Source organism: Acidobacteriota bacterium, from assembly GCA_003225175.1.
Lineage (GTDB): Bacteria > Acidobacteriota > Terriglobia > Terriglobales > Acidobacteriaceae > Gp1-AA112.
Map to the genome: position 1 here is coordinate 1 of QIBA01000068.1, position 11780 is coordinate 11780.

Annotated in this window: 11 protein-coding genes; 4 read left to right on the plus strand and 7 right to left on the minus strand. The window is 55.3% G+C overall.

Annotation, left to right across the window (positions count from 1 at the left end; genetic code table 11):
• The 4 genes from DMG62_20200 to DMG62_20215 form a co-directional block, all read left to right on the plus strand.
• A partial coding sequence (locus tag DMG62_20200) for an MFS transporter (GenBank protein PYY21092.1) occupies positions 1–317 on the plus strand: 317 nt, incomplete at its 5' end.
• A gap of 5 nt (positions 318–322) precedes the next feature.
• Positions 323–1393 carry a methyltransferase gene (locus tag DMG62_20205; GenBank protein ID PYY21093.1) on the plus strand — a complete coding sequence of 357 codons (1071 nt, stop codon included), beginning with the start codon at positions 323–325 and terminating at the stop codon, positions 1391–1393.
• Positions 1394–1453: 60 nt separating this feature from the next.
• A complete protein-coding gene (locus DMG62_20210) occupies positions 1454–2194 on the plus strand; it encodes a hypothetical protein (GenBank protein ID PYY21094.1) in 741 nt (246 codons plus the stop codon).
• Entirely contained in the window at positions 2191–2478 is a 288-nt protein-coding gene (locus DMG62_20215) for a hypothetical protein (protein ID PYY21095.1), read from the plus strand. The genes DMG62_20210 and DMG62_20215 overlap by 4 nt, the downstream gene beginning before the upstream one ends.
• A gap of 55 nt (positions 2479–2533) precedes the next feature.
• Here the strand turns inward: DMG62_20215 and DMG62_20220 are convergent, their stop codons facing one another.
• From DMG62_20220 to DMG62_20250, 7 genes are all read right to left on the minus strand, one after another.
• Positions 2534–3046 carry a DUF1348 domain-containing protein gene (locus DMG62_20220; protein ID PYY21096.1) on the minus strand — a complete coding sequence of 171 codons (513 nt, stop codon included), beginning with the start codon at positions 3044–3046 and terminating at the stop codon, positions 2534–2536.
• 89 nt (positions 3047–3135) lie between these two features.
• The gene (locus DMG62_20225) at positions 3136–3351 is read right to left on the minus strand and encodes a hypothetical protein (GenBank protein ID PYY21097.1); all 216 of its coding nucleotides are present in this window, start codon (positions 3349–3351) and stop codon (positions 3136–3138) included.
• 37 nt (positions 3352–3388) lie between these two features.
• Complete coding sequence (locus DMG62_20230; protein PYY21098.1) at positions 3389–6472, minus strand: multidrug efflux protein; 3084 nt, start codon at positions 6470–6472, stop codon at positions 3389–3391.
• Entirely contained in the window at positions 6473–7597 is a 1125-nt protein-coding gene (locus DMG62_20235) for an efflux transporter periplasmic adaptor subunit (GenBank protein ID PYY21099.1), read from the minus strand.
• A 622-nt stretch (positions 7598–8219) separates the two neighbouring features.
• Positions 8220–9647: a hypothetical protein gene (locus tag DMG62_20240; GenBank protein ID PYY21100.1), complete on the minus strand. Its 1428-nt coding sequence runs from the start codon at positions 9645–9647 to the stop codon at positions 8220–8222.
• A gap of 108 nt (positions 9648–9755) precedes the next feature.
• Positions 9756–11141, minus strand: coding sequence for a hypothetical protein (locus tag DMG62_20245; protein PYY21101.1), 1386 nt, complete (start codon positions 11139–11141; stop codon positions 9756–9758).
• Positions 11131–11712, minus strand: coding sequence for an RNA polymerase subunit sigma-70 (locus DMG62_20250; protein ID PYY21102.1), 582 nt, complete (start codon positions 11710–11712; stop codon positions 11131–11133). The genes DMG62_20245 and DMG62_20250 overlap by 11 nt, the downstream gene beginning before the upstream one ends.
• Between the last annotated feature and the right edge of the window lie 68 nt (positions 11713–11780).

Below are 11780 nucleotides of genomic sequence, written 5' to 3' on the forward strand. Positions count from 1 at the left end.
CATTGCTGGTAGGGCTTGGCATGGGAGCGGAAGGCGACCTCATCGCATATCTCACCAGCCGCTATTTCGGACTCAAAGCCTTCGCGGAACTCTATGGATACGCCTTTGGCATCTTCGTGCTTTCGGGAGCGTGCGGCACACTTCTCATGGGCATCGGCTTCGACAAGACCGGCTCTTACAGGGTGCCGATGCTTGGCTTTCTCACGCTGGTCGTCGCAGCCATCATTCTGTTCAGCCGACTTGGTCCCTATCGCTACGGCGTGCGGCAGCCAAGCAAAGGGGACGCCGCACTCAAAGCTTCCGCTGCCGCATCGTAGCTACAATGTCTACATCAGGGACACACATGGCCACCAAAGCACACCCTACATCACAACCATCCGGCTCCAAATCGACTCCGGTTCCACTGCTTCGAATCATGCTGGAGAGCCTGGCGCTTCACCAATCCGTTTTTGCCGTTGCAGAACTGGGAATCGCCGACATGCTGGTTTCCGGGCCCCAGCCAACTGAAGAGCTAGCTAAGAAGCTCAGGGTGAACGACACGGCTCTCTATCGCATCTTGCGTCTGCTAGCGAGCCAGGAAATTTTTGTAGAGACGGCGGCACGAACATTCGCCAACAACGATCTCTCGAATTTCCTTTGCTCGGATGTGCCGGGATCGCTGCGCTCAATGGGCAGGTTTCGAGGAACAGATTTCGTCTATCTCTCTTTTGGCGAGATCCTGCACACCATTCGCACGGGCGAGCCCGGAAGAGCGAAGGTGCTGGGCATGGATGGATGGGAGTACCTGGAGCGGAATCCCGGCACGGCTCGCATCTTCGACGACGCTATGACGGAAATATCGGCAGTGGTTGCACCTAGCATCGCAAGCGCCTACGGCTTCTCAAAATGGGAAAGCCTGATGGATGTTGGGGGCGGAAATGGCCTCTTGCTTGCCGCTATCCTCCGCGCGCATCGCTCTCTTCGCGGCGTGCTCGCCGATCAGCAGCACGTCCTGAAACGGGCCCGCGAGCGCGGCTTCCTCTCAGGCCCGCTGGAAAAACGCAGCTCCATGCAACCATGTGACCTCTTCCGCGATATCCCAAAAGGCTGCCGAGCCTACCTGATGAAGAGCGTCATCCATGACTGGAACGACGAGGACGCGAAGAAAATCCTCAGCCAATGCCGGCGCGCTGTTCCGAAGAATGGCGCCTTACTACTGGTTGAGTTCAATTTGCCGGAAGACAATTCGCCGTCGCGGAGCAAGTTCGTCGATGTCACTATGATGGTCTTAACCGGTGGGAGAGAGAGGACCATTCCCGAATTCAGCTCGTTGCTGACCAAGTCCGGCTTTCGTCTAAATGACGTAGTGAAAACTGCCGGCGAATTCAATGTATTGGAGGCCCTGCCGGTCTAGTCCGCGGCGCGCTTTACAACTAATCCTTAAGTGGTTTTGTTGTTCCCGAACCCTTCCCGCGTGATTGCCAGTTTTGAGCTTTTGGTGCAGAATGCTGCACTTCAAGTATCTCGCACCAAAATGGTCCTTCGACGCGCTTTGTTTTTCAAATCTCTACTAGTTGTCCTAACGCTGCTCTTCCCCAGTTTCCTGAACGCTGCCGCTGTGTCTGGCACGATCAGGGACAGCACTGGCGCGGTCATTCCCGGAGCTCGAATCGAGATCCGCGGTGGAGATGTTTCCCGGGCGCTGATTGCGACTTCGGACGGCGTCGGTCACTTCGCCTCAGCCGATCTGAAACCGGGGACCTACATGATTCGTGTGATTGCAGAAGGATTTGAGCCTCTGGAAAGAAGCATCGAAGTGGGAGAGAACCCTGTGAACCTCGACCTTCAGATGGCACTTCCTGTGGCCAAACAGGAAATCACAGTTGTTGGCAAATCCGCCAAATTTGCCAATACAGATTCGGTTTACCAGAATCTTCGCAAGGTCGGGCTCGGAGCTTCTTTCAAAGTGGACGCGCTCACCGTCAAGTGCGACGCGGCTACTTTCCAACTGAACCAGGGGACAATCACTTTTCTTGCTCCGGTGAATGGCGTCGTGACCGGCGCCATATTTATTGGGAGCGGACATTTCAACCTCAAACCAATTACAGGTATTGCACGCGCGGAAATTAAGCGCAGGCTGAAGACCGACGACGTGGAGGAGGACTTCTCCCACATCATTTTCGGTATGCGGGAGCGTTCACGCGTTCCCTGTTGACAGCGTCGCAGCCGGAAAAAGAGACTGCAACGCCTGCCGGAGCAGCTGAGGCGCTCCACCATCGGCGGGAGAGCATTCGCCAGCGACGTGAGGTGCCCCTTGGATTTACCGGGGAACTGCTTCATGGTGAGGCCATGGAGAACGTCGATGCGGAGATTCTGTCTGCCCTTTACAACTCCAACCGCATCGGATTCTTCGATGCCTATATACATGGCACGAAGCACAAAGATCTCCGGTTCTTTTATAGACCGCGTGGCGAAGAAGGTCGCCTTCAACGCTTATAAGGAAATACTCGAGAGATAGCAAGCTCGAGCCACGGGAGCGAAAACCAAATCCTCTCTACAGGCCGAGATCGCTAAGGCCTGGTTGGTTATCGGGACGTCTTCCCAGTGGCCAGTGATACTTGCGCTCCGATTCCCGAATTGGTAAGTCGTTGATCGATGCGAACCTCAATCGCATGAGCCCGTGCTCATCGAAGTCCCAATTTTCGTTTCCGTACGAGCGGAACCAACTTCCGGAAGCATCGTGGCATTCGTACGCAAACCGGACTGCGATGCGATTGCCTTCAAACGTCCAGAGTTCCTTGATGAGACGGTAGTCCAGCTCTCTACTCCACTTGCGCGTGAGAAAGGCAACAATCTCTTTCCTTCCATTCACAAATTCCGCGCGGTTTCTCCAGCGGGAATCGATTGTGTATGCCAACGAAACCCGCTCAGGATCGCGAGAGTTCCAGGCATCCTCGGCGAGGCGTACCTTCTGAATCGCGGTTTCGCGAGTAAATGGAGGCAATGGTGGACGTGAGACAACTTCCGGACGAGGTCCTGATTCGCTCACCGCATTCGCCTGACGCATGACATTCTCCCGGCATGCCTAATCTTAGGCGTTTCGTTTGGGGCTATTATGCTCCCAGACCGTGCTCTGCGCGAGGTGGCGCTCGGCCATCAGCGCCGAAGGTGAAAAGAGAGATACATCGCGCTCAGGAATAGGATCAGCCAGCACATGGCCACTGACACCATCAGGCTACCCACGCCAGCTCGCGATTCGGGATCGAGGTAACGAATCGCGCTCCAGACCTCTCCGTCAGAAATCTGCTTTTCCTCGAATGCTCGTCGTATGTCCATCTTCTCCAACTTGGCGTCAGTGGAGGCGTCCGCCATTGGCGGGCGTCTCTACCCGGCGTTTTATCCGAAGCAGCTAAACAGCGGCTCCTGCCAGTTCGGGAATGTCATCGCTGCGCTCGTCTTCTTCAAGTTCGAGTGCAACATGCTTGCGCGCCACGAGCATGTAGATCGATGGCACAACGAATAACGTGAAGACGGTGCCGATGATCATGCCGCTGACCAGCATGATGCCGATGCTATTACGAGCGCCGGCTCCGGGACCCTTGGCCAGAACCAGAGGAAAGTGTCCCACCACGGTTGCGGCCGTTGTCATGAGAATCGGGCGTAAGCGAGTCTGTGCTGCCTCAATCACCGCGGCCAGCTTACTTCTTCCCTGTTCCTGTAGATGGTTCGCAAACTCCACAATTAGGATGCCATTTTTCGAAACCAGGCCCACCAGAGTGATAAGTCCAACTTCGCTGTAGATGTTCAGCGTCGTGAACCCAAGAAACGAGAACATCAGCGCTCCCGAAATGGCGAGCGGAACCGAACCCGCGAGCACGATGAAGGGATCGCGGAAGCTCTCGAACTGAGCCGCCAGCACAAGGTAAATCAGAACTGCCGATAGCAGGAACGTGCCCAAGAACTTGCTGCCCTCAACCCGCAGCTGACGCGACTCGCCCGCATAATCGACTGTGAATCCTTGCGGAAGAATCTTCTTCGATTCGTCTTCCAGGAACCGCAGCGCCTGATCAAGCGGAACCGATGGGGGAATTACGCCCTGAACCCGCACGGCATTGAGCTGCTGGAATTTATTGAGCTGCCGAGGCTCAGTAGTAGTCTTCAGATGAGCGAATGTCGAAAGCGGAACGAGCTTATCGTCCGAGCCTTTGACATAGATTTGCGTCAATTGCTCGGGTGTCAGACGCTCCACGCGTTTCACTTGAGGAATGACTTTGTAACTCTGACCCTGGATACTGAAACGATTCACATAATTCCCGCCGAGCAGCGTCGAAAGGTCCTTGCCGGCCTGGCTCAAATTAACCCCCTGCGAGCGGAGCTTGTCCCGGTCGAAGACTACCTCGGCCTGCGGCTGGTCAAACTTCAGATCGGAGTCGGCATAGATGAAGATGCCGCTCTGGAACGCACGCTTCACCAGCTCGTTCGCGAACTGCGCAAGCTGCTGCGGCTCAGCCGCAGAAGCGATGACGAAGTCCACGGGAAAATTTCCACCGCCGGGTAGCGGAGGTGGAGTGAGCGGGATCACGCGAACGCCCGCGATCTTCGACAGCGGCCCAGTGGACTGGATCAGAAGCTGCTGCGCGGTCTTGCTGCGCTCGCTCCACGGCTTAGTCACCATGCCGCCGAAACCGCCGGTTGGATCCGTGATCTGGAAGATGCTCTCAGCCTCAGGAAACGAGTGATACACGTCGTAAATCTGCGACGCAAAGAGCTTCGTCTGATCCAACGTTGAGTTCGGCGAAGCTTGCAACACGCCGAAGACCACACCTTGATCCTCTGCAGGAGCAAGTTCTCGCTGAGAGAAGATGTAGAACGGCACAACGAGCAGCGCGACGATTACCCAAACACCGAACACTACTGGCCGATATCGCAGAGTGCTCTCCAGGGCTCGCTCGTACAGCCTGCGAACGCTCTCGAAGCGACGATTGATCCAACCAGCGAAGCCGCGCTCAGTGTCTCCAGCGCGAAGCAGCTTGGAGCCCATCATCGGCGACAGTGTCAACGCTACAATTCCCGAAATGATGACCGCACCCGCAAGAGTGAATGCGAACTCGCGGAATAGCGCACCAGTTAATCCTCCCTGGATACCAACGGGCGCGTAGACGGCAGCCAGCGTGATCGTCATTGCGATGATCGGCCCGACCAACTCACGAGCCGCATCGATTGCGGCCTGAAAGGGAGTCTTGCCTTCATGAAGATGACGTTCGACGTTCTCGACCATCACGATGGCATCATCGACGACCAGGCCGACAGAAAGCACAATCGCAAGCAACGTAAGCAGGTTGATGGTGAAGCCCGCCACCAGCATCAGGAAGACGGCACCGATCAGCGATACCGGGATTGCGATCACCGGAATCAAGACTGACCGGAATGATCCCAGGAACAGAAAGATCACCACGACGACGATCAGCAGCGTTTCCGTGAGAGTGCTCAGCACTTCCCTGATCGCATCCTGAATGTAGGCCGTAGCATCGTAAGGAATACCGACCTTCATGCCAGCCGGAAGCTGCGCACGAATTCCCGGAATGGCATCGCGGACGTTCTTAATTACTTCGAGAGAGTTCGCCGTGGGCAAAACCCAAATGCCCATGAATGTCGCCGACTCTCCGTTGAAGCGGACATCTTCGTCATATGTTTCAGCGCCCAGCACAACGTCCGCGATCTCTCCAAGACGAACGATCGTACCCCTATCCTGTTTTACGACGAGTTGGCGAAACTCTTCCGCGGTACGCAGATCGGTGTTCGCCACCAGGTTGACCGAAACCATCGAACCTTTCGTACGTCCCAGAGCTGAGAGATAGTTGTTATTGGCAAGTGCGTCATGCACAGCTGAGGGCGTAATGCCGAGCGCCGCCATCTTCTCCGGCTTAAGCCACACACGCATCGCGAAGGTGCGCTTGCCGAGAATGTCGGCGCGCTGAACGCCGTTAATCGCGCTTAACTTGGGCTGGACAACTCGGGTCAGATAATCTGTGATCTGATTCTGATCGAGATCCGACGACGAAAAGCCCAGGTACATCGAGGCAAACTGCGTGTCTGCAGTTTGCAAGTCGATCACTGGCGCTTCCGCCTCGGGTGGCAGGTCATTTCGAACCTGCGCTACCTTCGCCTGAACCTGCGTGAGAGCGGCGTTGGTATCGTAGTTCAGCTTCAAGTGCACAGTGATGGTGCTTAAACCCTGCGCGCTCGATGACTCCATGTAATCGATGCCATCCGCACTGGCGATCACCCGCTCAAGCGGAGTGGTGATGAACCCGCGAACTAAGTCTGCGTTGGCACCGACGTACACGGTCGAAACCTGCACGACGGCGATATCGCTGCGTGGATACTGCCGCACGCTCAGCGAGCGAATCGCCTGCAAGCCAGCGATCAGGATTACCAAGCTGACACAGATCGCCAGTACTGGACGTTTAATGAAGAGATCTGTGATCTTCATTTAGTTATCCTCGGGCTTAGGAGCCGGATTGTTGCCTGGCTGGATTTTGTTATTTACTGCCACAGCCGCACCGTTGCGCAGCTTGAAGACGCCGGAAGTAACAACCTCATCGCCAGTATTAATGCCGGAGACGACGCCAACCTGGTCGCCGCGTGCGCCCTCGACTTTCACGAACTGCTGGCGAACTCCGCGGTAGGTCTCTCCGCCCGGACTCTTCAGATCACTTAAGACGAAGACCGAATCGCCAAACGGCGCATAGCTAATCGCGGATGCCGGAAGCGGAATCACGGAACGCTGCTCGCCTACCCCTACTTCCACTTGAACAAACATTCCGGGACGAAGCTTGCCTCCAGGATTCCCCATGGTCGCCTGAACCTGAACGTTGCGGGTGGATTGATCCACCACCGAGTCGATCGCGTTCACACGCCCGGTGAATGTCGCGCCGGCAAGGTTGTCGCTTGTGATACGCACACTACGCCCGGGCTCCATGCGTCCAACGATCTGCTGCGGCACATTGAAATTCACGTAAATGGGATCGAGAGATTGCAGTGGAACGATCGGAGCCCCGGCAGCGAGATACTGTCCCAAATTGACTTGGCGGATTCCGAGCACTCCCGAAAAAGGAGCGCGAATCGTCTTCCGATCGATGGTCGCCTTGATCTCTGCCGTATTCGCTTCAGTCTGGCGCTGATCGGCCATCGCCTTGTCGTAATCCATCCGCGAGATCACGCCTTCATTCACCAGTTGCTGCATACGGTCGTAGTTGATCTTCGCCAGATCACGCTGGGCCTGCATCGCGGCCAGCTGCGCCCGCTCCTGGCGGGTGTCGAGCTGCACCAGCACTTCGCCTTCCTTGACCCACTTCCCGGAATCGAAATTGATCTGATCCACTGTGCCGGGAAGATCGGCGCTCACGGTTACCCCATGAATGGCATTCATCGTACCCACCACGCCCAACGTCGAAGGCCACGTCGCCTGTTTTGCCACGATTGTGGTCACCGCCTCTGGCGGAGGAGTGAAGGCGTGAGACTTTACCGCCGCCTGAACCTGTCGCAACTTGAAATAGCCGAGGCCCCCAATCACCGCTGCCGCCACGACCAACATGAGAAACATCCGCTTCGCCATTACGTTCCCCTCGTATGGGACGATTCTTACCCCGAAGAAAGCGGCTCGTCCCAGCCTCGCTTTCCGGTAGTCCTTATTAATAAGGATCAAAAATCCTAAGTATGTTTCGGCTAACAAGCGCCTCGACGCTGGCCGCCGAGGTCAAGAGCTTTGGTCGAAACGTTGTATGTCTGTGGCCCTGATGCTCCCGAGATAGAAGATGGGATATCTCGGAGGCGTGAAAAGATGCGAAAAGTTATTCGCCCATTCTGGTCGTCCCGTCCTGGCAGACGGAAGATGCTCAGGTGCATGTACAGACAGTATATGTACGCAATGAATCCTTGCTAAGTTTCGCGTCATCCGATTTGCCATTTTTACAAAGTTTTTACTTGTGCGTTTCTCACCGCTATTGGTACGACGAATGCACCGCAGCGAAATCGACTGACGTTCGACCAAAAAAAATGTCGCAGTCGATTCAGTGGCGTCAAATTGCTTGTATGGACATTTGTGACTGCGAAGATTTACTAGCAGAGTGTGGCTAACTGGTTGGAAGATTGCGTGCCCGCTGAATCGCCCGAGAATGAATTCCAGCGTGCCTCAATTTTATCCTGAATATATACCGGCAGTGTGAGCGCCGATGCGATTACCGAGTCTCCAGCATCCATGCATTGCTTGTGGTTGTGACTTCACCATAAGCAAGGAAGTGTCCGTCTGGCGAAGAAACGGGTCTTTCTAATGACATACCCAATGCTCGATGCAAGAGCTTTGTCTCTCCACGCAACGAAACATGTAGTAGGGATCCGCCCTTGGAAGCCCAGGTTGTGGCAAAAAAGCTCTTTCCGTCGGGCGACCAGCCAATGGATGTGAGGCATGCCCATCCTGGTACTTTAACCTGGCTTTCTTCGTTGTCAGCCAAGTTAAGAATGCGAATATGGCTGTCGCCTGCTTCGCACCTGCCAAACGCAATCCGCCTTCCGTCCGCGGACAAGTCCCAAAAGCTGTCGATTGGGTCAATGTCAATGCTGGCGAGCTCGCCTTGTCGGCCCTGCAGTGGATCGAAGCCGGAGAAAACCATGTGATCGTTTTTGACTTCAACAAGAACGCACGGATGTGCCGAAACAGCAATCGACGAACAACGAAAGTCCGGATAGCCTCTGGCGCTGGGAAGCTCGCGCTCACGCGGCATCCGAGCAGAACCAGGGTACCCATGCACATCAGCGATGAATTCAGGTGCTCCTCCTGAGACCGGAACTCGCATCAGTCGTCCCGAAGCTGGAACCTGATCGCCTTGCTGATTCTGCCAAGCCATGTAGAGAACCCAGCGACCATCAGGGCTGAGCTGTGGATTTCGTTTTTCCTCTGATTCTCCGGCAACAATTTCTCGTGGCGCCGATGTATGCACGAGCTGCTCATAGATATCGAAGCTCGCGTTGCGATCGGAGAAAAACAGCAGAGCGTCACCTTTCCGAGACCAGCCTCCGGGCCAATCCATGCGGTCGTCTAGCGTCAAGCGAGCGCGCTTCCTAAATCGGGACTCATTCGCCGTTACTTCACCCAAATACACATCGCTCTGATCATTTTTTCGAACAAATGAAACACATTTGCTGTCAGCACTAGCGGTTACATCCCAAAGTGAAAAACCTGCCCAGTTTGTCAGTTTTTGAGGAACTCCGGAAGCGCGCCAGGTGGAAGTATCGATGCCTACCTCCCAGATATTCGCGCTTGCTTCTTTGGAACTTTCAAGTTGTGAATAAAAAATGCGCCCGTTTGGCGCCCAGGCAAAGCTCCTCAAACGAGGATTAGACATCGCAACAACAGCCTCACCTCCAGAGAGCGCATGGCTCTCAATTGTGACTTCAGCGTATTCGCCCTTGCGCCTCATGTATGCAATCCTCTGACCGTCGGGAGACCAGGCCAAATCCTCGAAGGTGTAGCCTCTTCCGGCAGCAAAGAGCCTCTTAGCACTCCCGCCATCAGGCGACATTACCCAAATACAGTCATTAGCGATAAACGCAATGTGCAATCCGTCTGGTGATGGCGTCGCAGCATCGCCGGTGTCGCGAAGCTTCACCAGGCTGCCGCGCGCAGGCGAAAGACTCCAAATAGCTTGGGTGTCGTTCCGCCCGGAATTTCCGCTTATCAGGAGTTTGGCTCCGTCCCGGAACCATGAGATCCCGGCTCAACGGAAACAGAGGCCTTCGGGTATCTGAACGGAGTGAGTCTCGCCCGATTCCACATCTCGCAAGTGCAAACCTTGGAGATCGGTATAGGCAACATACTTTCCATCGGGGGAAATTTTGGCGTGAACTACCGGATCGTCCATCGGGTTCGCTGTAACCTGCCGCGTGGCCACCTGCGCCAAGGGAAGATAAGCGGAGCGATCAAACCAGCCGAGTTTCACAATCGTCAGCATGCCCGCGAGCAGGAGGATCATCGCAGCCGCGGCAGCAATCACCATTCGCGAACCGACAGCCGACTTCTCCCCTGTCCCGACTTGGTGCAATTCGGCAGCTAATTCCCGCGCATCTTGAAAACGCCGAGCAGGGTCTTTCTCAAGGCACCTGAAAATGATCGGTTCTAATTTGGCCGGAATTTTTGGGTTGATCGTCCGCGGTTGCGCAGGAATCTCGCTCAAAATGCTGGCTATGAGCTGCGCTGTCGATCGTTGTACGAATGCGCGCCGGCCAGTACACATTTCAAAGAGGACTGCGCCAATAGCATGAATATCAGTGCGTTCATCCGCTCTTTTTCTCCGCAACTGTTCCGGAGCCATGTACGGCAGCGTTCCTACAAAGGCTTTCGTTTGCTCAACATTGGCCGTCAGTGCTGCTTCCAGATTTGAAGGGGAAACCTTCGCCAGGCCAAAGTCCAGTACTTTGACGTCCCCGCGGTTCGTGACAAAAATATTGGCCGGCTTGATGTCACGATGAATGATGCCGCTGGCATGGGCCGCCTCAAGCCCGTCCAGAATTTGCGCGGCGAAATTCAGTGCCAATTCGGGTCTTAAGGGCTTGTCTGCAATCAGCTGTTTCAACGTCTCACCCTGCAGCAGTTCCATCACAATGAAGGGATGGCCCTCGTACTCGTCAATGTCGTGGACAGTACAGATATGAGGATGGTTCAGCGCTGAGGCCGCGCGCGCCTCGCGACGCAATTGCGCCACCGCCTCGGGATAGTCAGCAAGCTCTCGTGGCAAGAACTTGAGAGCGACGAAGCGGCCAAGCTTTAGATCTTCGGCTTTGTAAACAACTCCCATCCCGCCGCCGCCCAATTTCTCCAGAACGCGGTAATGGGAGACGCTTTCCCCAACTAGACCAAGATCATCGTGCTGATAACCTCGAGCAGAATCCGACTGCCTAGCCAGATCTTTTGCGATAACTTCCATTGCGGGAACTTCGAGAAATGCATTGGCATCACCATCCGCTGAGAGTAACGATTCCACTTCAAGTCGCAGGCTTTCGTCGTGGCCGCAAGTGTCTTCGAGAAACGCCGGTCTTCTGCTCTCCTCGACAGCCAGAGCCGAGTGGTACACCTGCTCAATTCGGCGCCAACGATCAGAATCCATTGCGACTCTGTTGAGTGAGTTCACGGAAAAGCCAGGCCTTCGCTAACTTCCAGTCGCGCATCACGGTTTCGCACGAGACTCGAAGCACTTCTGCGGTTTCCTGAACATTGAGGCCAGCGAAGAAGCGCAGTTCTACGACACGGCTCTTCCGTTCATCGACCACTGCAAGCGACTTCAAAGCATCATCCAGCGCCACCAAATCAGGTTGAGGTTCTCCGGAAATAATCAATTCCTCGTCGAGCGGCAGAATGGGAATATCTCCGGCACGCTTTTGAGTGGTTCGCGCGCGCGCGAAGTCTACGAGGATGCGACGCATGAGCTGAGCGCAAATCCCAAAAAACTGTGCGCGATTCTGCCAGTCGACTTGTTGGAAATCGACTAGGCGCAAATACAGTTCATTAATAAGAGCGGTCGTCTGCAACGTATGCTCGGATCGCTCTCCGGTCATATAGCGATGGGCGGCCCGATGCAGCTCGGCATAAACCAGCGGAGTCAACTTTTCAAGCGCGTGCTCGTCCCCGGCGCTCCACGCCGTGAGCAAGTTGCTAATCTCGTGATCGGCCGTAGGCATGGTCCTTGGCTGTCTATCTCCAGCTAAGCCACTGTTTCCGCGAAGGTTAGTACCATCAACGCGTCACC

Excerpts from the sequence above, each read along its gene's own strand:
- DMG62_20205 (PYY21093.1), top strand. The coding sequence starts at position 323 with ATGTCTACATCAGGGACACACATGGCCACCAAAGCACACCCTACATCA.
- DMG62_20250 (PYY21102.1), bottom strand. The coding sequence starts at position 11,712 with ATGCCTACGGCCGATCACGAGATTAGCAACTTGCTCACGGCGTGGAGC.
- DMG62_20245 (PYY21101.1), bottom strand. The coding sequence starts at position 11,141 with ATGGATTCTGATCGTTGGCGCCGAATTGAGCAGGTGTACCACTCGGCT.
- DMG62_20225 (PYY21097.1), bottom strand. The coding sequence starts at position 3,351 with ATGGCGGACGCCTCCACTGACGCCAAGTTGGAGAAGATGGACATACGA.
- DMG62_20220 (PYY21096.1), bottom strand. The coding sequence starts at position 3,046 with ATGCGTCAGGCGAATGCGGTGAGCGAATCAGGACCTCGTCCGGAAGTT.
- DMG62_20230 (PYY21098.1), bottom strand. The coding sequence starts at position 6,472 with ATGAAGATCACAGATCTCTTCATTAAACGTCCAGTACTGGCGATCTGT.
- DMG62_20235 (PYY21099.1), bottom strand. The coding sequence starts at position 7,597 with ATGGCGAAGCGGATGTTTCTCATGTTGGTCGTGGCGGCAGCGGTGATT.